The organism is Chlorobaculum tepidum TLS, from assembly GCF_000006985.1.
Classification (GTDB): domain Bacteria; phylum Bacteroidota; class Chlorobiia; order Chlorobiales; family Chlorobiaceae; genus Chlorobaculum; species Chlorobaculum tepidum.
Genome location: NC_002932.3, coordinates 853,483 through 874,708, shown reverse-complemented (window position 1 = coordinate 874,708; position 21,226 = coordinate 853,483). Strand labels below are relative to the sequence as shown.

Here is a 21,226-nt window from a genome sequence, read left to right as displayed (position 1 = left end):
CCAAATAATGGAAACGTTCCTGATAACCACCTGAATGTTCAGTCGTGATGCTGGTTCAGAACGCTGTGGTGGCGTCCGTAGAAGAAGTAGATGCAGAAACCTATCAACAGCCAGACGATGAGCCGCCACCAGTTCTCGGCAGGCAGCGAGAACATGAGCAGAAGGCAGGTCAGAATGCCGGCAATGGGCACGAAAGGCACCAGCGGCGCTCTGAATGGGCGTTCAGCATCGGGATTGGTACGGCGCATGATGAGTACCGCCGCGCAGACCACGACGAAAGCGAAGAGTGTACCGATGTTGACCAGCTCGGCCAGCAAGCGAAGCGGCAGGAACGCGCCGAGAATGGCCACAAAAATGCCGGTGAGAATGGTCGCATTCCAGGGCGTTTTGAACTTCGGGTGAACCACGCCGAAAAACTTATTCGGCAAAAGACCATCGCGAGCCATAGCCAGAAAGATTCTCGGCTGACTGAGCATCATGACAAGCAGCACCGAGGTGATGCCTGTGATGGCTCCGAGGGAGACGAGAAACTGCGCCCAGTCGAGGCCGACCTGCTTGAATGCGTAGGAGACTGGCGCATCAATGTTGATCTGATCGTAAGGCACCATGCCGGTAATCACTGCAGCAACCGCAACATAGAGCATCGTGCAGATGATGAGCGAGGCGATAATACCGATCGGCACATCACGCTCGGGCCGGCGCGCCTCTTCGGCATGGGTCGAGATCGAATCGAAACCGATGTAGGCAAAGAAAATCATGGCCGCACCCGCCAGCACGCCGACAGGCGCACCACCCGCTCCGGTTTCGCCAAGAATGGTATGACCAAACACGCTCAGTCCTGAATAACCGAACGGCGCAAAAGGCTGCCAGTTTTCGGGCTTGACATACTGCGCACCAAGAACAATGACCAGCAGCACGATAGCTACCTTGACGATGACCATCGCCGTGTTGAACCCGGCGCTTTCACGAATCCCCTTGACCAGAATCACCGTCACAATGAGCACGATGATGACCGCCGGAAGGTCGAACATCGAGCCGGTCAGCACCAGCGAGCCGGTTGCCGGATCGAAGTCGAGAGGCGCTCGCGAAAAGATTTCCGGTATGTGCAGGCCAAATATGCCCATGAAATCCTGAAAGTAGTGTGACCATCCGTGCGCCACGGTGGCCGATGCAACGGCGTATTCGAGAATGAGATCCCAGCCGATGATCCAGGCGAAAAGTTCACCAAGTGTGGCGTAGGCATAGGTATAAGCAGAACCGGCAACCGGGGCCATCGAGGCGAATTCGGCGTAACAGAGCGCCGCAAAAACGCAGGCCAGCCCGGCAAGAGCAAAGGAGAGCGTTACAGCGGGACCTGCCTTGTCATGCGCGGCTACACCGATGAGCACGAAAATGCCGGTACCAATGATCGCGCCAACCCCAAGGCTGGTCAGCGCCAACGGGCCGAGAACACGGTTGAGCCGGTGCTCGCTCTTCATCTCTTCGAGCAGCAACGAAAGCGGCTTTTTTCTGAAGCTGTTTTTCACGGGCAAATGTGCTTTTGGTTCAAAGAAAAGCACCCAGAAGGGCAAAGCGGAAAAGGTAAAAACTTTTGAATATACAGAGATTTTTCCAGCTTTTCCCTCAAACTCTGCCACTTCTGATCAGCCATTTAACCCCTTCAATGACCGGCACGATGGTCAGCGCTCCGCATATCACGATCAGCCAGTCATGCGGTGGCATCGCAAAGGTACCAAAGGGCACCGTCAGCACAGGCACGTAGATAATCGCCGCGAGCATGACCAGCTCCCAGATGATTGCGAGGTTCAACCAGCGGTTCGTAAAGGTGTTTTTGAAAACGTGCTCCCGCTCCGAACGGAAGTTATACGCCTTGAAAAACTGGATGAGCACAAGGGAGACGAAGGTCATGGTCATCGCCTCCGAAAGAGAACGCCCGGAGTGGCGCGCCCACTCGAAAAGCACCAGGTTGACCAGCGCAGACCAGAGTCCGCCGGCAAGCATCAGGGCCATGATCGGACGGGTAAAGATACCCTGCTTCCGCTCGTTCGGCGGACGGTTCATAATGCCCGGTTCGGCGGGGTCGACGGCGAGGGCAAGTGCCGGAAGACCATCGGTGGCGAGGTTCACATAGAGAATCTGCACCGCCGTGAGCAGCAGCGGAATACCCAGCAGCGTCGCTCCGGCCATGAGGCCGAGTTCGCCAATGTTGGACTCCAGAGAAACCCGCGCGAACACCTCGACGCTTCCAACCGCTTCGTTTCGGAGGAGAATGACTGCTCGTCGATTCTCGGAAATTGCTGCCGCAAATAGCACTCGTCGAATCCCGCCTTCCGCACCGAGACGACGAGGGCCCCTCGGTAGGATCACCGGAAATCGTCCACTCCCCCTCCGGCGACTTGCCGATCGCCGCGTCATTGCAGAGCACTCCGGCTTGCAGCAACTCCCGCACCGGTGGCGGCAACTCACTGGAAGCGCCATCAATGCATCAGCAATTGCTCAAAGCCTCGCGCCGCCGGAGATTTCGAGGATCTGCCCGGTGATGAAAGAGGCATCGTCCGAGGCAAGGAAAAGCGCGGCTTTGGCGACGTCGTCCGGCGTGGCGATGCGTCCGAGGGGGTAACGTTCGGCGGAGGCTTTCGCGAGCGCCTGCCAGCGCTCCGGGCCGAGCGCTCGCGTGAACGCCTCGACCTCGACCAGCGCAGGCGCAAGGGCATTGGCCGTGATGTTGAACGCGCCAAGCGCCAGGGCGAGCGAGCGGGTGAAGGCGAAGATGCCGCCCTTGGAGGCCGAATAGCTGAACTGGTTCGGGCTGCCGCGCCAGACCAGCGAACTCATGTTCACGATCCGGCCATACGCTTGCGGTTTCATGATTTTCGCGGCCTCGCGGCAGCACAACATGCACGATTTGAGGTTCATGTCGAGATTCTTCATCGCCATTTCCATGTCAATTGTCTCAACCGAAGCCGCCGGTTCGCAATCGCCGCCCGCGATGTTGACCACGATATCGAGCCGCCCGTAGTCACGGCGAATATTGGTAAACAGCTCGACAACCTGCTTTTCGGAGGTAAGATCGACCCCCGAGCACGAAGCCTGTCCGATGCTTTGCGCAATGTCATCACACACCCGGCTGCACGCCTCCAGATCGATATCCACCAGAACAACCGTCGCCCCTTCGCGGGCAAAACAGCGTGCGGTCGCGCTGCCGATGCCTCCCGCCGCCCCGGTAACCAGGGCAATTTTTCCCTGCAATCTCATCGTATGCCACAGTTTTGGTTGATCCTTGTTCAGAGCGCCAAGCCTTTTACTGCACCGCAATCACCCGCTTTTCCGCCGCCGATCCGGCGAACAACTTGAAGCCCATGAGGCTCGTCATCGACTGCACTGCCGAGTTGAAGCGCCCGATAAACAGATCGAGATCATTGATCTGGAACAGCTCATCGGCAGCCACCTCCTCCATGAATGCGAGAAACTGCTTGTGGCGCATCTCCCCTATCCGCGACGACCAGGAGAGATTGGAGATGCGGAAAGCACAGAGCGGCTCGTCGATCATCCAGAGCTTGCCAAGCCGCAAAAGCTGCATCCAGAAATCGAGATCGATGGTGTACGGAATCCGTGCACTGTAGCCGCTCGTCAAGGCGATCAGTCTGGCAGGATAGAGGCCGCAGACCGGCTCGCCGATGATGTTGGTGCCCATCCGCACCATCTTCCTGACCACCTCGTCAGGCGCTTTCAGGCCGCCATCAATGAAGTTGACCTTGTTGATGAGCACCTTGCCCTCAGGGTCGATGATGGCTCGCTGGGCTGAAACAAGGCTCACTCCCTCATTTTCCGAAAGCTCGAATGCTGCAAGCTGCTTTTCCAGGCACTCCGGAAAGAGCAGATCGTCCGCGCAAAGCAGTTTGACGTACCGGCCCCGCACATCGCTGATGGCCCGGTTCCAGTTGCCCTCGGGGCCAAGATTGCGCTCGCTGCTGAAAATCGTAATGCGAGGATCGTCGAATGAACGGACTATTTCAAGTGACCTGTCGGTTGAATGATCGTCATAAATGAGCAGCTCGAAATCGTCCATCGTCTGGTTCAGCACCGATCGGATGGTTTCGGCTATATATCGCTCGTTGTTGTACATCGGCACGGTGACCGTTACCAGCGGATTGCTTGATCGTGACATACGCGTTACACCTCCTTTCGTGCACTATTATCTCAACGGCTCCGATTCATCCATAAATCGCACCGCATGTTCTTGCGCCCACGCCGGGGTCGCTTTTTTACCGGTATCGAGCACCGTTTCGGAAGAAACGATAGCACCTTCGAACTCCGCCCTGCCGGTATTGGCGAGCCAGAGGTTCGCCCCTCGCAGATCGGCCTGACGGAGATCGGCCCGCTGAAGATTGGCCGAACGCAGATCCGCGCCCCTGAGATTGGCGCTCTTCAGATCGGCCTTCTCGAGGTCGGAACGCTTCAGCGAGGCTTTTTCAAGATCGGCACCGTGCAGGTCGGCATAGGCAAGCACCCGGTTGTCGAGCGGAGCCTCCTTCAGCCTGACGTTCATCGCCGGTTTTTCGGTTCTCAAGCGGTTCCACTTTGTGACGTTGGACTTGAGCTGGTCGAGCTGGTCGGCATCGTAGCTGATCGAGGATGGTGCGGGTCGCCATGCCCTGATGGGTTTCAGGGTTTTGGCAAGAGTCGTCGCTTTTTGCGGAGCGGCAGAGGGTACCGCCTGCGAAGATGCAGACGGCGTGGCTGACTGAACGGCTTGAGGCAATGCTGCTCCGGCAACTCCGGCTGGCTCCGGCTTCGAGGCGGCCACCACAGGAGCGAACATGGCCCCGTGCTCGCTGGCCCACTGCGCCGACCCCGTTTTGCCGTTCGGCAGCACGGTCTCATCTGAAATCAGCGCGCCAGTGAAGTCCGTACCGCCGGTTCTTGCCAGCCAGAGATTGGCCGCGCGCAGATCGGCCCGACTCAGATCGGCATGTTCGAGATTCGCCTCCCGGAGATCGGCTCCGGAAAGATCAGTACCGCGCAGCTTCGCTTCTCCGCAATCGGCGCGCCGCAGCACGGTCGAGGCCATCTTCGCTCCACTGAAATCCGAACCAGCGCACAAAGCCCCGGCAAGCGAAGCCTGATTCATGTCCGCGCCGGTGAAGCGGCTTCCGGCGAGCACGGAGCCATCGAGCTTCGCGCCGGAGAGGTCGGCGTCACGAAACTCGGATCGGCCAAAATCGCTCTGCCGCATGTCGGCACCGGCAAGGCTGGTCTGGCTGAAATCGATCTTGCGCAGCCGCCGTCCTTTCAGAGCCGCACCCGAAAGATCGGTGGGCATCGAGGGATTCTTCTCGCGCATGGCGTTCCACTCGACGCTGCCCTGCTGCACCACAGCCTCCTGGCGGGCATCGGCAGCGATGGCTTGGGAAGTTACGCCGAACAGCAAAACACCGGCGCACGCGGCGGTGCCGCAATAACGAGACAGAGAAAGTATCATGAGATTTTTATGATTTGTCACCGGTCTTGAAAACCGGATCATGAGTGAGATTTCGCAAAAGATAAAGAGCAACCGCAGCGTACACAATGCCACCAATGCCAAGCACGAGCTGCTCGCCACTGAAGAAGCTCACGATGATCGCCACCCCGGCAACGAGGATGATTGAAAGCGATACGAACGCGCGGTTCATCGTACCCGCGCCGAGCAGCTGCCCCAGCGGATCGCCGGCTTGCAACAGTTCGAGGCTCCCCGTCTTCTGGATCGAGGGCAGCACGATGTAGATCATGCCGATAAACGAGAGCGTGATCCAGCCAAGCAGTGCCGAGTGGGTGTGCGCGTGGTAGATCCACATCTTGTCGCCCCGGATGGGCGGATAGCTGCCGAACAGAATGCCCTTCGCGTAGTAGATGTTCAGAATGCCGAAAGCGCTGGTAGCGAAGAGAAACGCCAAACCGCCGAGCATGAACGCAAGCGCCGGATGGGCGAAGTTGCTCCGGAAATAGTTGCGCAGGAACACCCCGAAGGTGTAGAGCAGCGCCATGACGCCAAAGGTGAGCAGATGGCTGATGAGCATCATGCCGAGGTAGTTGCCCATGAGAATGACGACGAGGAAAAAGAGCACGCCGCCGACAAAGATGTAGAACCAGAGGCTGAAAAGCTTTCTGGCCAGCTCCATCTTGTCCGTCCGGCGCCATGCGTAGGCGTAGAGAAATCCCATGACGCTGATGCTGAGCGGGAACGAGGAGCCGAGGAAGTAGGCCGACTGTGTCACGAAAAACGGAATAATGCCGTTGTCGGGAAAGGCCTCCTTGAGACCAAGCGTAAAGAGGCCAAGGTTGGCATTGAGCAAGAACACCACGTCGAAAATATAGTAGCGCACCGACACCTCTCTCCAGATTTTCGCCACTGAAAGCGTGGTGAGAAGCTCGTAGAGCGGCACGGCAACCACCCCCATCAGCATCAGCCCCGCCGCCGCCTTGAGAAGCGGCAGGCCCACCGCCACCGCAATCGTAACCATGACAAGCGCCAGTACCACCAGGCCGATGAACAGGCGCTGACGTGCCGGATCGATCCGCAGTTCAGGGTAGATCGACGAGGTCAGGTAACGGTTAAACAGCAGAATGGCCAGGTTTCCGAATCCGACAAAAAAAATGTATGGATGGAGCTTGAGCAGAAAGGCATTGTCGGCAAGAACGCCGAGACCGCCAACCGTCGCGGCAATGGCAATGATGGTGAACGAGACGACAAGAAAGGTTCTGGATATTCCTCGAAGCGTGTTCTTTGACGTAACAGGAGTCATGGATCGTTGTGATTTTATTGATTGCTTGCCGAAACCTTGCCCATTTCCCAGTATGCCGTAAGGGAGAGAGCGATCACCGCCGCATTGAGCGACACCGGATTGAATGCTTCTGCCAGCAGGCGCGGTTCATAAAGTGAAACAAAGCCCAGCAGGCTCAGCATGGCAGCAATGTTCAGCAAAAACGGCCAGCGCCAGGGAGTCAAAAGCAGCAGCAGTCCGAACGCTATCTCGCCGTAGCCCATAACCGAGAACATAAAACCGTACAGCGGCCCCAGATACGAAAGCAGTCCCAGCTCAACCGGGCTCGGGCACACCAGCTTCGGCACCGCACCCTGATAGACCCACACAAAAGCAAGCGCAATCCGGCTGGCAATCAGCGCCGGAGACTGACGAGCGAACAGACTCATAAGGGTAAAGGGTTCAGGCATTTCTTTTTGGAAGATAACAGTTGCCGGACAAATACAGCCACACCCAGCGTTAAAGGCGTGTTGAAAGTGCGGGGCGAAGGAGGATTGGGTATGCGAGGCAAACGGCGATAAGTGATTCGGAAGACAGCACTAAACATCAGCCCATCCTGAATCAGCCGCAAAACCAGACCAACGACCAACACGCCTGAACCATTTTCATTGCAAAAAACCGGATGACATGCCCATCAGGATCGATACCGCCATCGGGCGCCATTGCACAAGTCACCATCGGCAACAACGTATCATTAATGACAAATATACGTTGCTCAAAGGAGCATATAGGGCACTAAAAAAGATCCACTGTGCAAGACGACAAACTGAAAGGCCTTGGCGAACGATTGCGACAGGCCAGAATCGCCCGCCACGAAATGCAGCAACGTTTCGCCGACCGGCTCGGCCTCAGCCGCCCGACGCTGGGCAAAATGGAGTCCGGCGATCCGGGCGTGAGCATCGGCGCATGGACAAAAGCGCTGGAGCTGCTCGACCGGCAGGACGAGCTCGACCTGCTTCTCGCGTCGGGTGACAATCTGTTTGAAAAGTTTGCCATATGTCGTACCCTACACTATAGACATCTCTTGAGACGCCTCTATTGATTCTTCTCCACTCTTACCACCCTTTCAGGAGCTCAACATGACCGGACTCTCACAATCCCAGGCTTCACCGATGCAAATCCAACCAGGAAACGCTGCCTTCAATCCTTGGACGGACGCGGCCTTGGATACCATCCGTGACGTCAATCAAGCATTGACCTTGTATGCGGAAATGCGCGTCGTCCCAGCCCATCACGACGCCTTTCTCGCGGCAATCGACACCGTATCCGCCAAACTGCGCGTCCTGCCGGGTTTCCTCAGTCTGGCACTCAAGCAGATGAGTGGCGATTCGACGATGGTGAAGAACTACCCGGAGACGTACAAGGGCGTGCTGGCGACAGCCTATCTCGACGGCGTTGCCGCAGGAACACAACCGTACTTTTATAACCTGTTCGTCCGCTTTGCCGATGGGCGCGCGGCGCGGGCCGCAGGCTTTGAAGCCTTGTTCGAAACGCACATCCACCCGTTGCTGCATGCCATGGCGCCTCGTGGTGGTGACGGCCCGGAATTGCTGGCCTATCGTGCTGTGCTGCAGAGCGTCGTCGCGGGTGATCGCCATGCAATTTACCGCGGCGCGGAGGAAATCCGCAGTTTTCTGCGTCGCCCAGTCGAGCTTCCTGAGCGCGAAACGGTGACGGTCGAAAATCATGTGATGGTCCCCGAAGACAAGCACGCCGCGTGGGAGCCCCAGGTTGCCATATTGCTGCAGGTCGCACAGGACACCTTTGAGCCCCAGGATGAGCCCTCCGGGGTCGGCTTGCCCGGTGCCCGGGACAACCGCTACTACCGCAAAGCGCTGTCAACCGAAATCTTGCGCAATGCGCATGCCGATGGCGGACTGCGCGCCTACATCATGCACGGCGTGTGGGAGTCGGTATGGGACCATGAAAATTCGCACCTCGACCCTCGCTTCCTTGCCGCCGCCGGGCCGGTGGGTGCGGCGGCGGTGGTCGGCCCGGTGGAGCCGTTTTACCTGACGCGCCGACTCGTCGTTGCCGACTGAAATGAACGCGCAGCAGCCGATGTGCACCCGGATTTCTGGGTGCGCATCGGCGGGCCTTTGCCGGCACCTGGTTCGGGGTGGCGCGACGTCAAACAGAAGGTGATAACCATGCGCCACAAGCCTGAGCCCGTCAGAGTCGCACGCCAGGATTAATCTGGTGAGAGAAATTGCCCGGTTGCCAGGCACCCCCGCGCTGCGCTCTTGGACATCATGGATCCGCCAGCACCTCATCCACCGTCCGCGCCATGACGAATCGCGCCGGCGCCTCTCCCACTTCCAAAGCTTTGAAGTGCGCCTTCCCGCACTCGATCTTGGCCCGCTCCTTCTCCCGCAGATCTTCGGCGAACAAACCGCTCTTCGTCTCGACCACGAAGTACAGCCGCTCCGCCCCGTCCTTCTCCACCAGCACCGCCCAGTCCGGGTTGTAGCTGCCGAGCGGCGTCGGCACGGTGAACCAGCCCGGAAGCTTCGCGTACACCTTGATGGCGTCGTTCTTTTCAAGCTGGTCGCCAAAGGTTCGCTCCGTGTCCGAGTCGTAGACGATCTGCTCGTAAACGCCCTTGTTGGCGTCGAGCAGGTTCCTGAGGTAGCCGGTCAGCTCCTCCTGTTCGAACAGCTCCTGCGCGTAGTAGTGCTCGTTGCCCAGGCGCTGGTACTTGATGCCGTCCACCACCGCCAGCCGCTTGCACCGGTTGATGGCTTCGGCGGTCAGCTCGATGAAGGCCTGCGGGTTGCGCTTAAAGTCCTTGAGGCGCCCGCTGCCGCTCAGGATGCGCTGGATGCTGCGGCGCGTGAGCTGCGTTCGGTCCTGCAGCTCCGTAAGCAAGTCGGGCAGTTCGATGTCGGCTTCGTCGATGACCACCGTCGCCGCGCCTTCCCGCTCGGTCGCCTCCACGCCCGCCTTGCCGATGGCAATGTCGGCCTTGCGCCATTGCAGGCGCGTTTTCGGGATCGCGGGTGCCTCCTGCACCGCGCGGATACAGCGCTTGATCAGCTTCTTGTTGTCAAAGTGCACCCGATACGTGCTCTTGTACTTGATGCGCTCCCACAGCGCCTTGAACTCGGGGCTGTGCAGCACCGCCTGGCGGGTGCGCACCTGGCGGCGCTCGTCGGCGTTCCTGATCTCCAGCCGCCCGGCGAGCTTCTTGAGCCCGGCCACGATCTGGTCGCGTTGCGCGGCAAAGGGCTCGGGCACCACCAACGTGTCGTCCTTCAGCGCCTGCTTGAGCGAATCCTGAACCTTGCCCTTGTCGTCGATGTACCCCGCGGTCTTGAGGTGTTCCCATAGCGCCCTGGACTGCTCCACGCCAAGCGGCACCGTGCTGCCGTCGGGCTGGCTAACCGGTATGCCGGCGAATTGGTGCTGCTCGACGACACCGAAGCGGATGCCGGTGTCCTCTTCGATCTCCTTCTGCAGGTTCTCGGCGAACTGCTCGTAACTCTCCATCGCTACCACGGTGAGCGTGTTGACCTCGAAGCCGCGGACGCGCTCGCCCTGCTGGTTGACGCACAGGCGCAGGCCGCGGCCAATCGTCTGGCGCCGCTCGCGTTCGGTCTGGATGTCTCGCAGCGTGCAGATCTGGAAGACGTTGGGGTTATCCCAGCCTTCCTTGAGCGCGGAGTGGGAGAAGATAAACTTGAGCGGTGTGTCGAGGCTGAGCAGCTTCTCTTTCTCCTTCATGATCAGGTTGTAGGCGCGCTCGGCGTTCTCGCGATTGCTCGCGTTGTTTTCGGCGGTGTCGGTCCAGCCGCCCTTCTTGTCGATGGAGAAGTAGCCGTTATGCACCTCCTCGGCGGCGCGCGTGAGGTCCACTTCCTGAAAGAGCGTGCGGTAGCCGGGCAGGTTCGCCGCGCGCCGGTACTCCTCCTCGAAGATGCGCGCGTAGTCGCCCTTCACCGGGTTGCCGTCGACGTCGTACGACCGGTACTTCGCTACCTCGTCAATGAAGAAGAGCGACAGCACCTTGATGCCCTGCGGCCGCAGGCGCTTCTCCTTGTCGAGATGCTCGCGGATGGTGCGGCGGATCATCTCGCGCTGCACAGCCAGCGCATCCACATCGCCCCAAGCCTGCCCCGGCTTCAGGTACAGCTCGCCGCCGGGCACGCGCAGCTCCAGGTACTCGTCGCCCTTGGCCACGCGGATCTCGCCGATGCGGCAGTTGGCGTACATCGCCCGACCGGTGGTCTGCTCCAGGTTGTCGCCGTCCTGCACGGTGACTTCCTGCCGCCGCACCTTGCCGCCCGCGGTCTGCATGTCCAGCTCGACCCGCGCGCTGATCGTGCCCTTTTTGTTGCTCACCGAAACCAGCCGCACGTAGGGCTTGTTGTGCGCGTCCTCCACCGTGGCCGAGGCCACCTCGATCTGCTTGACCAGCCGCTTCTCGTAGGCATCCACCGCGTCCAGCCGGTAAACCATGTGGTGCTTGTCCACGTGGGTGGCCGAGTAGCGCAGCGTGCAGAGCGGGTTCATCGCGTCGAGCGCGGCCTTGCCCTGGCCCTGGAGGCCGCCGTCCACGCTTTGCGGCTCGTCCACGATGACGATGGGACGGGTGGCCCTAATCAGGTCGATGGGCTTCTCGCCGCCGGTCTTCTCGCTGTCCTTGTAGAGGTTGTTGACATCCTTCTTGTTGATGGCCCCGACGGTGACCACCATGATCTGAATGTTGGCTCCGGTGGCAAAGCTACGCACCTGGCCGAGCTTTGCCGAATCGTACAGGAAGTAGTCGAAAGGCACGCCCGCGTACAGGCTCTTGAAGTGCTCCTCGGTGATCTGGAGCGACTTGTACACACCCTCCTTGATGGCCACGGACGGCACCACGATAACGAACTTGGTGAAGCCGTAGCGCTTGTTCAGCTCGAAGATCGTGCGCAGGTAGACGTAGGTCTTGCCGGTGCCGGTCTCCATTTCCACGGTGAAGTCGCCCGAGGCCAGGGTCTCCGACGGCGCAAGGCCGTTGCGGATCTGAACGTCGCGGAGGTTGGCGAGAATCTCGTCGTCGAGCAGCGTCAGACGGTTGCCGACGCCAAGGTCTCCGACGCCCGGGTCGCTCTTGGCAAACGCCAGGCTCGTCTGCCGCGTGACGGTAAACTCGGTGCGGCAGATCTCCTGCCCGCGGAACAGGTCGCAGACCGCCTCGATGGCCTGGAGCTGGTAGTCGAGGTTGGGTTCGAAGTGGAGTTTCATAGGCAGGCCTCCACGCCTTGCACAAAGTATTGAAAACTGCGCGAGCGATTGCGGCCAGGGTCCATGTGTTTGGCAATAGTGCGGGCCGCGTCGATCTTGGGGTAGCTTTTACGGTAGATACCGTTTTGTTTGAGGAAATGGTGCAGCCGTTCCCAGGTGCCGTCATTGTCGGGATTGTTGAATGAGTTAGGAAAGCGAACACCACGTAACGATGTAAAAGCGCATTGCAATGCCGCGGTATCGCCCATGAACCAAGCCTCCAGCTCCTCGATGGCGATGCGATTGACCACCTGGAAAGCAGCACCACCCGTTCCCGCAGCCGTTTTTGTCTGCAATCCAGCTTTGCGAGCCATGTCTTCAAGTTGCCGTTTCAGGTCGTGACAGTTGTCATTGTCCCGATCGATCAAGACGATGATCTTGATCTTCTCGCCTTTATCCATCCGCTGTTTGTAGCCGCGGAGCCGGTTAGGGAGCTCTTTCATGAGCCGCCCCTTGCTTCCCATGTTGATCACCTTCCACCCGGCGCGATTCCCGATGATCTTCGGCAGCAGGTGCCGCAAAGCCTCTTCCATGGATGGCTCCTCCACCAGCACTTCCAGTCGGCTCATGCCCCTTCCTCCCCAGCCAGGGGGTCGCCCACGTCGAAATGTCCCTCCATCCACAGATCCCCCAAGGATGCCCCCGCCTCAAGAAATTCCCCGATGCCGCGCATATCCGCCACCCGCTTCGCGCGGGTGTAACCGTCGGCGCCTCGATAGAGCACCCGCACCTGTTCCGGACGCAGCCGATCAATAAAGAAGGGGGAGTGGGTGGTCACGATGAGCTGGGTGCGCTCCGAAGCCATGTCGCACTCTTCCGCCAGTTCCGGCAGAAGCCGGGGGTGGAGGTAGTTTTCCGGCTCTTCGATGCCAATGAGCTGCGGTGGTTCCGGATCGTAGAGCAGGATCAGGTAGGCCAGCATCTTCAGTGTTCCGTCCGAGGCGAAGCGCGCCAGCACCGGGGAAGAAAAGGGTGCGTCCTTGACCTGAAGCAGCAGGCGGCCGTCGTCCAGCGGGCGTGAGGTCACCTTCTCGATGCGCGGGACACGTCGTTTCAAGGTTTCAAAAATCTTGTTCAAGCGTTCCGGATGTTCCTCGCCCAGGTATTGAATGACGTTGGCCAGGTTGTCGCCCGTCTGGGACAACCGTTCTTCCGCCCCCGCCTCCGGGTTGCCCCGTGCCGCATCGGCGGAGAGGTACGAAAGATGCCAGCTGGTGATAAAGGCGCGCAGGGCGATCACCCGCGGGTTCTCCGCGAGCTGCCCCAAGGTATTGACCGCCAGCACATCCGGTCCGGAAAGAGGTTTTTCAATACGTTTGTCCTGCGATTCCGGCTGTTCCCCGGTAATGACCCTGCCTACTCCTTCGCGATAATCGAGAAAGTAAAAGGGGGCCCCCGGATGGGTCCGCTTCCAGCGTAAAAACTCACGTTTAACCACCGGTCCCCGATCTTTTTCGTCGATTTCCAGGTGATAGGTGATCAGCGGCGTGCCAGGCTTTTCCCGGTATTGCAGCTCGATGACGATGGGGCCAACCGAATCCCGACTCCGGAGTTCCCGGAAGCGTCCCCGCCGGTCCCACGCCTTGCGCAGTCCTTCACCGAAACATTCGGAGAGAAAGGCGAACACGTCGACGAGCGTGGACTTGCCGCTGCCGTTGGGGCCGAGCAACACGGTCAGCGGCGTGATGGAATCCAGGCGCACGTTTTGCAGGGCGCGGTAATTCTGCACATGCAGAGCCTCTACACGCGGAGGTTCAAAGAATTGATTCATCATAAACTCCTTACGTTGGCGATGCCGTGTTGCTCGAGGATGGCCGCGAGGTTGGTCTTGGCCACGTCGTCGGCGAAGGCGCTGTCTCGGAAAACGCAGGTAGTGTCGCCGGCCGGGGCGAGGGCCTGATGCCAGGCGACGATACCCTGCGCCAGCGGCTCCACCTCCTCGCGAGTGATCCGCGTGGCGAGGCAGGCCAGCAGCACGCCGCCACCGATGCTGTGCACAGCCTTGCCGGCGATGGTGCGGGTCTCGATCGGCACGCACAGGTCGAGGCCGAGTTTGAGCAGCAGCTCGTAAAGGATGTCCTGCTCGGTGCGACCTTCCTTCAGGTGCTCCACATGGTCGAACAGCGTCTGGTCCAGATTGTCACGGTCCGGCTCCCACGCGCGGATGTTGCTGGAGTCGAGCTTGAAGACACGGAAGCCGAGATCACCGGCGAAGAGCGGATTCTCTTCCTTGATTTTCTTCGCAGCGCGACGCAGGCGTTCCTTGGTCAGCTCGGCGATGGTGCGGGGTTTGCCGAGCTTGTCGCAGAACTCGGCGGCGACTTTCTGGTCCTTGTTCTCCGGGTCGAGCGGTTCGGGAAGCTGGACGAGGATGTAGCGGCGATTGCCGCCGTCGGCGGCGTTCTGCGCCATGACCGCGTGGCCGGTGGTGCCGGAACCGGCGAAGAAGTCCATTACAATCTCATCTTTAGAACTACACCAACTAATGACTTGCACGGAAAAGTCGACAGGCTTCGGCTGCTCAAAAGGGACAGAAAGCTCCTTCAAGAGTTCGTCGTCTGACCCACCGAATGGCACGATCGATGGGACATTTTCATACATGTTCTCGTCTAAAAAATAGATTCTCTGTGGCTGCATAATCTCGTCTGGACCGAACTCGATAAGCCCATCTTCCAAAAGTTTTTTCATTGTTGCAGGAGGATTGCGCCAACCCCGCTCTGGGATGGGGCAATCCTTGCCAGTGATAGGGTGCTTCAGGGGCACGAAATAGTCAGCGGGCGCACGCTTCTTGTTTGGCCAGGCCATCGATACCAACCTATAGACACGTCCTGTCTCGCTCAGTTTGTCGTACATCGACTCACCGCCAGAGAGTGTGGACTGAGATTTGACCCAACTACGATAAGCTGCTCTTGCTTCGGCGATGCTTCCGCATTCCGTAACAAATCGCGATGCTGCGTTTAGCATCCGCTCGGCGTTGCGTTTCGCCCGACGAACTGGCGAACGTGCAAACAATTCCTCTGCATCTCGCGCAAAGAGCACAAGTGATTCATGTTGGTAGGCGATTCCTCGCGAATCACCCTTCGGATTGCGTTTATCCCATATCGTAACTCCGAGTTCATTTTCTTCGCCAAACAAATCGCGGAGTACTATCACAAGGGCTTCTAACTCGTGTTCGTCAATATGTACAGCGATCACACCAGTGGGCGAAAGGAGTTGACGAGCAATCTTCAACCTCGGATACATCATGTTCAGCCAGTCCGTGTGAAACCGCCCGCTGGCTTCGGTGTTGCTGCTGATCTTCCGCCCGCCTTCGACCTGCCCGGTCAGCTCCAGATAGTTCCTGATGTTGTCCTTGAAGTCGTCGGGATAGACGAAGTCCTTGCCCGTGTTGTACGGCGGGTCGATGTAGATGAGCTTTATCTTCCCCGCGTAGCTCTTTTGCAGCAGCTTCAGCACCTCCAGGTTGTCGCCCTCGATCATCAGGTTCTGCGTGGTGTCCCAGTCCACGCTGTCTTCAGGGCAGGGGCGCAGCGTGCCGGTGGAGGGCGTGAGCGCGAGCTGCCGGGCGCGGCGCTTGCCGTGCCAGTTGAGGCCGTACTTCTCATCACAGTCGGTGACGGTTTTGTCACCCACCAATTGCTTGAGCACGTCCATGTTCACGGCGGCGCCGTCCGGGCCTTCGGTCACCAGTTCCGGGAACAGGGCCTTGAGCCGGGCGATGTTCTCGGCGACAAGGTCGTGGCTTCGGGTCTCGGGGTCGTTGGCGGTCAGTTGTTTCATGTTGTCCTCGTTCTTCATAGTCGTGTGAGCGCGGCGGCGCGGGCGGCCTCGGCGCGCTTGAGTTCCAGGTTCAGTTCCACCTGCCGCGGCACCTGCCGCTCCTTCGCTGCGGCCTTGCGCAAGCGGGCGATCTCGGCGTCCAGCCGGGCGCATTCGCGCAGCGCCTCGCGTCGGGCGGCCGCCTGGTCCGCCGACGTTGGCACCGCGAACCGGCCCGTCACCTCGGCTGCCTTGAGCGCCAGCAGGGTGTCGATCCAGCCCTGATAGAGCTGGTAGAGGTCGGCGCGCGGCTGGCGAGCCAGCGAGAGCGCCTGGCGAAACGACGACGGCAACCCCTCGGTCTCTGCCTCCGTGACTGCAACGGCTATCGGTTCGCCATCGAGTACCGTGGCGCCCGCCTCGCCCTGCGACCAGCGCGTGTGCGCCAGCGAGAGCGTGAGGCGCGTGCCCTCGGCCATGAGCAGGAACACCGGATAGGGCACGGCGCGATGGATCAGCTCGGCGAAACGCGCTGCCTTGGCGCCCCCACGCAGCGTCGCGCTCAACACGTTGATCTCCAGGTACTCGCGCACCTCGTCGCGGAACGCCGGCACGCCGATGGTGGAGGGTTTGAGCGTCGCCACCCACTGCACCTCCTCGACGCCCTCATTGATGCGCCGCTTGTCCGTGGCCGTTCGCGCGCCGCGCTCCACCAGCAGCGTCTTGGGTATGCGGCGGTCCACCCTCGCGCCGGGCGGCAGTTCGAGCGCGGCGATGACCTCGGCGGCGTTCATGCGGATACCTCCGGCAGGATAACCAAAAAGGCCACGACCTCAAAGTCGTTGATCCCCGCGAACTCACCGGCCAGCGCGTGCGTGCCGCCCGGCGTGAAGAGGCTGGCGACAGCGCGTTCCTCCGTCTTGCCCACCACCGAGGCCACCGCGGCGGCGAGCAGGCGCTGCGCGTGGCGCATCTCCTCGCCCTGCTTGGTGGCCTTGTCGAAGCGGGCGCAGGCCGCAGCGTCGGGCAGGTCGCGACCGACGCACAGGCGCTTGAGCCGATCGAGGATCTGCTTGGCCTGCGTGAACGGAAGCAGCACGGTGCCGTCGTCGCCCACATGCACGAGGTAGTGGGGCGCCAGCGGGTAGCCCGGTTCGAACACCCGCGCGGCGGCCGCGTCCTCGGCCCGCAGGCAGAAGACAATCCCCGGCGGAATCTCGGCGTCCGCGGTCGTGGTGATGGCCATGGTGCCCAGCGGCAGCGCTTCGAGCACGCCGGGGTGTGCGCGCAGGTACTCGGCGAGATCGATGCGGAAATCGGTGAGCGTGAGGTCAGCGATGGAGACGCCGGTGGACAGGTCCTCCAGGTCGATGACCGCGTCCTGCAGCTTGAGCAACTGCTTGCGCCGGTACTCGAGGTCGTTCATCGGGTTGCCGGATTGCTGCTCAATCAGGTTCTCCTCGCCGGTGGCGGAGATGTCGAGCAGCACCATGCGGCCGCTGACGCGCTGCTCCAGGTTGATGTACTCCTCCAGCTCCATGTTGGGCCAGAAGTTGACGAGCTGGATGCGCTGGTTCGGCGAGCCCAGGCGGTCGATGCGGCCGAAGCGCTGGATGATGCGCACCGGGTTCCAGTGGATGTCGTAGTTGATGAGCCAGTCGCAGTCCTGCAGGTTCTGGCCCTCGGAGATGCAGTCGGTGGCGATGAGCAGGTCAAGTTCACCTTCGCCGGCAAGCTCCTCGGGGCGCTCCTTGGCGCGGGGCGCGAAGGCCGTAAGGATCGACACCAGGTCCTTGCGCAGCCCCAGAAGCGTGGTCTGGTTGCTACCCGCGCCGGTAACCAGCGCCGAGTCGAGCCTAAGCGTCGTCTTGGCCCAGGAGGCGAGCTGCTCGTAGAGGTAGCGGGCGGTGTCGGCGAAGGCGGTGAAGACGATCACCTTGCGGTTGCCCGGGTTGATCGGGTGGCGGCACTTGTCTTCGATCACCTCGCGCAGCTTGGCCAGTTTGTCATCGCGCTCCGGTGTGATCTCGCGTGCGGCGGAAACAAGCGTGGCCAGCCGGTTGCGGTCCTCGATCAGGTCCTGCTTCCAGCGGATGAGGTCTACGTCCTTGAGCAGCACCTTGACCTTGCGGCCCACGACCAGACTCTCGAAAGCGGGGTCGTCGAGGTCGAGGTCGTCGATCGACAGGTCGATCTCTTCCAGGTCCTCGGCCTGCGCTTCGATGCGCGCGAGCGTCGCCTCTACGTCGCGAAGCTGGCGCTGCACGGTGAGCGCGAAGGAGGGCACGGCGCTTTCCATCCGCTTGAGCACGTTGACGCGCAGCAGGTGGATCAGGCTCTCCTCGCGGTCCTCCTGCCAGAAGAAACCGGTGCCACCCTTCACCTGCGTGCTGTACTTCCGGTTGTAGGCCTCCTTTTTGTGGGGCAGCACGTAGCGCAGGGGGGCGTAGGAGGCGAGGTGCAGGCGGCGGATTTCGAGGTTGATCTGGGCGATGGCGGGAAACGCGCCGGCGCGGTCCACGTCTGCCTTGATGTTGATGGGCCTAAGCCGCTCCGGAAAGCGGCCGGTTTCCGCGGTGCCGTAGTACTTCTCGATGTGGCGGCGTGAGCGGGCGATGGTGAGCAGGTCGAGCAGCGTGAAGTAGTCGAAGCCCAGCATCTCAATCAGCCGCGACGGCGTGCGCTCGGACTCGTCGAGATCCAGCCAGCGGTTGAACTGCTTCTGCGCCAGCCGCGTGGTGATGTCGATGCTGCCGATGCCGTGATCGCTGAGCGCCGTGTCGTCGCCCTCGGTGGCGAAGGCGATCTGGTTGCGCAGGTCGGCCAGGCGGTTGTTGACCGGCGTGGCAGAAAGCATCAGCACGCGCGTCTTGACCCCCTCGCGGATGATCTTGCGCATCAGCCGGTCGTAGCGTGTCTCGCCGCCCGCCTGCGGCGTCTTCTTATTGCGGAAGTTGTGCGACTCGTCGATGACGACAAGGTCATAGTTGCCCCAGTTCACGTGGGCGAGGTCAATGTCGCCCGACGAACCACCGTCACGCGACAGGTCGGTGTGGTTGAGGACGTCGTAGTTGAACCGGTCGGACGCCAGGACATTGCGGCGGTCGTTGGCCTTGTAGAGCGTCCAGTTGTCGCGGAGGCGCTTTGGGCAGAGCACCAGCACCCGGTCGTTGCGCAGCTCGTGGTACTTGATGATGGCCAGCGCCTCGAACGTCTTGCCGAGTCCCACGCTGTCGGCGATGATGCAGCCGCCGAAGCGGTTGAGCTTGTCGATGGCACCGACAACGCCATCGCGCTGAAACTTGTAGAGCTTTTTCCAAACGACGGTGTTTCGGATGCCGGTCGCCGACTTGACGATCCGCTCTTCGTCGAGCTCGTCGCCAAGACTCGCGAACAAATTGTGCAGGATGAGCGCGTAGGTGAGGTGCGGATCCCGGTGGCGCGCGATCTGATTGAGCGCTTCGATAACCGCGGCCTTCGCGCCGGGATCGTCGGGCAGGCTCGCCCACTGCCCATCGAACCACTGGCTCAACCGGAGGGCTTCTTCCGGGGTCTCGGAGGCCTGGATCAGGCTGAGCGGGTTGCCCGGTGTCAGGCCGAGGCCGTCGGTGGTCAGCGCGAATGAACCGAGGAGTGCCTGCACCGGCTGAGCCTCCGCATTGCGGATCACGAGCGCACCCTGCGGGACGCCGAAACGCGCGAGCCGGATGTCCGCCTTTTCGACAATCCAGTCGCGCATGCCGCCCGCGAGCCAGCGTGACTGTAGCTGGTTCCGTRCTGAGCGGTCTGTGGCCGAGCCGAGGAGCGGCATCATCGATAGGTCAGCGGGCAGCACCATTCGGCATCGCTCAGCGCGGCGGAGACCGCGCAACAACTGAGCCCAGGCGAAGATGGAGAGTCCCGGCGTCACCGCGTCGAGCTGGCGGCCATCAAGGACTGCCGGGTGGATCAGATCGGCGACGCGGTCGCTACCTGTGTTGCGGACGAGCTTCATGGAGCTGACACCTCGGTCGAAGCAAGATCAATACGAAGTCTTTGTGCGAGGCCATGAACTGGCGATCTCCTTGTGTGTCCTCTGCGCTGCTCGCCGCACGGCCCAGCCTGGGTGTGCCTGACAATGGTGCGAGGGGTAAAAAACCGGCCAATCTCGCCCCGAAAGGTTCGGCCAGGGAATGGCTCGAAAGCCACACCTTTCAGGTCTTCACTGGTGTCTGAAAGGTTGTATTTCTCCAGCTCTTTAACGATGGCTTCGCCGGTTGCCGGTTTCAGGTTGATGCGCTCTTCCTCGTCGAAAATCTTGTCAGCAGAGAACGCCCGCCCGGTTTCGTGAAACAGGTTGTCCAGCGGATTTTCGGCGATCTGGTTTTTCAGGGCAAACTCCTTTTCCTTGAATGCACGTAATCTGGAAAGCAGCGCCTCGATGTCTTTATCAGAAGCGTCGCCTGAAAAAAAGAAACGATAGCTATTTGACAGTGCTCTTATCGTTGGCATAAAGAGCACTTGTTTTTTCAATTCCTGTTGAGCATGAGCTTAAAGAAGGCGGGACTTGCCCGCCTTCTGAAAGTTTTCAATGCTTTGACTCAGCAGAAGTGCCGGGCGATCGCGCAGGAGATTTCAGCACAGGTGTGAACGTGCTCCACGACGGAGAGAATGCCGGTGGAGTTGATGATGTTCGAGTCGTTGACCTCGGCCTTGAGCTTGGCAACCGCTTTCTGGTAAAGATCGTCGATCTTTTTCATCATGTCGAGCGTCTCGGTGGCGTGTTTCGAGTTGCCGCTGACAAAGGCCTCAACAGCTTTCTTGATCATCTCGGCGGTGTCGTCGCCCATTAGTTTCAGATCATATTCATCCTTGTGCAGAACCTGAATGTTGGCGAGCTGGATGTATTCAGTCTTGTCGGCGATGTTGAGGCAGAACTGGGCGATCCTTTCAAGCTCCTTGAGAATCATGCGAGCGTGGGCCACAGTTTTACGGTCGGCCTCGTCAAGCTGCTGAAAGTTCAGGTAAGCAAGGGTCAGGTACTCGACCTCGAACTTGCCTTTCTGAATGTAGCGCTCGTCGAACTCGAATGCCGAAGAGGCCAGCGCCTTGTCCTTCTTTGTCGAAGCGCGGATGACGAGCATCAGGTTGTTCTCGACGTTCGAGGAGAGCTTGGTGAGCTTCTGCTTGAGCGTTTCGAGCTGCTCGTGCACCGGTCCCGAGGGCTTTGTGGCAAGATTGAATTTTGACGGATCAATCTGGATGGTGAACGCTTTTGGAACAGCGACGGATTTCGATGAATCGGAGGATTTCTTACCAAACAGTGCCATAATATAAAGCTCGTTGGAGAAGTTGGTGAGGCCGCCGTACGTCGATTTACCCAGGCGGTTTAAACAGGCCGTAATTTAACGTACCGGAAGAGT

The 21,226-nt window shown here is 60.1% G+C and carries 16 protein-coding genes and 1 pseudogene; 2 read left to right on the top strand and 15 right to left on the bottom strand.

The genetic code is table 11. From position 1 onward, the window contains the following. Nucleotides 1-38 precede the first annotated feature (38 nt). The 7 genes and pseudogenes from AYT24_RS04240 to AYT24_RS04210 all read right to left on the bottom strand — a co-directional run bounded on the left by AYT24_RS04240 (nucleotide 39) and on the right by AYT24_RS04210 (nucleotide 7,189). Entirely contained in the window at nucleotides 39-1,526 is a 1,488-nt protein-coding gene (locus AYT24_RS04240) for an amino acid permease (RefSeq protein ID WP_010932603.1), read from the bottom strand. A gap of 97 nt (nucleotides 1,527-1,623) precedes the next feature. Then, a pseudogene (locus tag AYT24_RS04235) lies at nucleotides 1,624-2,217 on the bottom strand (cation transporting ATPase C-terminal domain-containing protein); the annotation flags it as partial. A gap of 279 nt (nucleotides 2,218-2,496) precedes the next feature. Beyond that, on the bottom strand, nucleotides 2,497-3,255 hold the full coding sequence (locus AYT24_RS04230; RefSeq protein ID WP_010932600.1) for an SDR family NAD(P)-dependent oxidoreductase: 759 nt from the start codon (nucleotides 3,253-3,255) through the stop codon (nucleotides 2,497-2,499). Between the two features lie 46 nt (nucleotides 3,256-3,301). After that, a complete protein-coding gene (locus tag AYT24_RS04225) occupies nucleotides 3,302-4,168 on the bottom strand; it encodes a glycosyltransferase (protein WP_010932599.1) in 867 nt (288 codons plus the stop codon). 27 nt (nucleotides 4,169-4,195) lie between these two features. Then, nucleotides 4,196-5,482 carry a pentapeptide repeat-containing protein gene (locus AYT24_RS04220; RefSeq protein ID WP_164926953.1) on the bottom strand — a complete coding sequence of 429 codons (1,287 nt, stop codon included), beginning with the start codon at nucleotides 5,480-5,482 and terminating at the stop codon, nucleotides 4,196-4,198. Between the two features lie 7 nt (nucleotides 5,483-5,489). After that, entirely contained in the window at nucleotides 5,490-6,782 is a 1,293-nt protein-coding gene (locus AYT24_RS04215; RefSeq protein ID WP_010932597.1) for a hypothetical protein, read from the bottom strand. 14 nt (nucleotides 6,783-6,796) lie between these two features. Continuing rightward, nucleotides 6,797-7,189, bottom strand: a complete 393-nt coding sequence (locus tag AYT24_RS04210) for a DoxX-like family protein (protein ID WP_164926952.1) — start codon at nucleotides 7,187-7,189, stop codon at nucleotides 6,797-6,799. Nucleotides 7,190-7,551: 362 nt separating this feature from the next. On the opposite strand from AYT24_RS04210, the gene AYT24_RS04205 reads away from it, so the two are divergent. Both AYT24_RS04205 and AYT24_RS04200 read left to right on the top strand, forming a co-directional pair. Then, the gene (locus tag AYT24_RS04205) at nucleotides 7,552-7,842 is read left to right on the top strand and encodes a helix-turn-helix domain-containing protein (protein WP_226986869.1); all 291 of its coding nucleotides are present in this window, start codon (nucleotides 7,552-7,554) and stop codon (nucleotides 7,840-7,842) included. A gap of 37 nt (nucleotides 7,843-7,879) precedes the next feature. Continuing rightward, complete coding sequence (locus AYT24_RS04200) at nucleotides 7,880-8,842, top strand: hypothetical protein (RefSeq protein WP_010932592.1); 963 nt, start codon at nucleotides 7,880-7,882, stop codon at nucleotides 8,840-8,842. Between the two features lie 208 nt (nucleotides 8,843-9,050). Here the strand turns inward: AYT24_RS04200 and AYT24_RS04195 are convergent, their stop codons facing one another. The 8 genes from AYT24_RS04195 to AYT24_RS04160 all read right to left on the bottom strand — a co-directional run bounded on the left by AYT24_RS04195 (nucleotide 9,051) and on the right by AYT24_RS04160 (nucleotide 21,133). Then, entirely contained in the window at nucleotides 9,051-12,026 is a 2,976-nt protein-coding gene (locus AYT24_RS04195; RefSeq protein ID WP_010932591.1) for a type III restriction-modification system endonuclease, read from the bottom strand. Then, nucleotides 12,023-12,634: a DUF4276 family protein gene (locus AYT24_RS04190; protein WP_226986868.1), complete on the bottom strand. Its 612-nt coding sequence runs from the start codon at nucleotides 12,632-12,634 to the stop codon at nucleotides 12,023-12,025. The genes AYT24_RS04195 and AYT24_RS04190 overlap by 4 nt, the downstream gene beginning before the upstream one ends. Then, on the bottom strand, nucleotides 12,631-13,839 hold the full coding sequence (locus AYT24_RS04185; RefSeq protein ID WP_010932589.1) for an AAA family ATPase: 1,209 nt from the start codon (nucleotides 13,837-13,839) through the stop codon (nucleotides 12,631-12,633). Before AYT24_RS04185 ends, AYT24_RS04190 begins: the two co-directional genes overlap by 4 nt. Then, complete coding sequence (locus AYT24_RS04180; RefSeq protein WP_010932588.1) at nucleotides 13,836-15,845, bottom strand: site-specific DNA-methyltransferase; 2,010 nt, start codon at nucleotides 15,843-15,845, stop codon at nucleotides 13,836-13,838. The genes AYT24_RS04185 and AYT24_RS04180 overlap by 4 nt, the downstream gene beginning before the upstream one ends. 14 nt (nucleotides 15,846-15,859) lie before the next feature. Further along, entirely contained in the window at nucleotides 15,860-16,618 is a 759-nt protein-coding gene (locus tag AYT24_RS04175) for a DUF4391 domain-containing protein (protein WP_010932587.1), read from the bottom strand. Further along, the gene (locus tag AYT24_RS04170; RefSeq protein WP_010932586.1) at nucleotides 16,615-19,818 is read right to left on the bottom strand and encodes a helicase-related protein; all 3,204 of its coding nucleotides are present in this window, start codon (nucleotides 19,816-19,818) and stop codon (nucleotides 16,615-16,617) included. Before AYT24_RS04170 ends, AYT24_RS04175 begins: the two co-directional genes overlap by 4 nt. After that, nucleotides 19,815-20,315, bottom strand: a complete 501-nt coding sequence (locus AYT24_RS04165) for a hypothetical protein (RefSeq protein ID WP_226986867.1) — start codon at nucleotides 20,313-20,315, stop codon at nucleotides 19,815-19,817. Before AYT24_RS04165 ends, AYT24_RS04170 begins: the two co-directional genes overlap by 4 nt. Nucleotides 20,316-20,404: 89 nt before the next feature. Next, on the bottom strand, nucleotides 20,405-21,133 hold the full coding sequence (locus AYT24_RS04160; protein WP_010932583.1) for a transcriptional regulator: 729 nt from the start codon (nucleotides 21,131-21,133) through the stop codon (nucleotides 20,405-20,407). Nucleotides 21,134-21,226 lie beyond the last annotated feature (93 nt).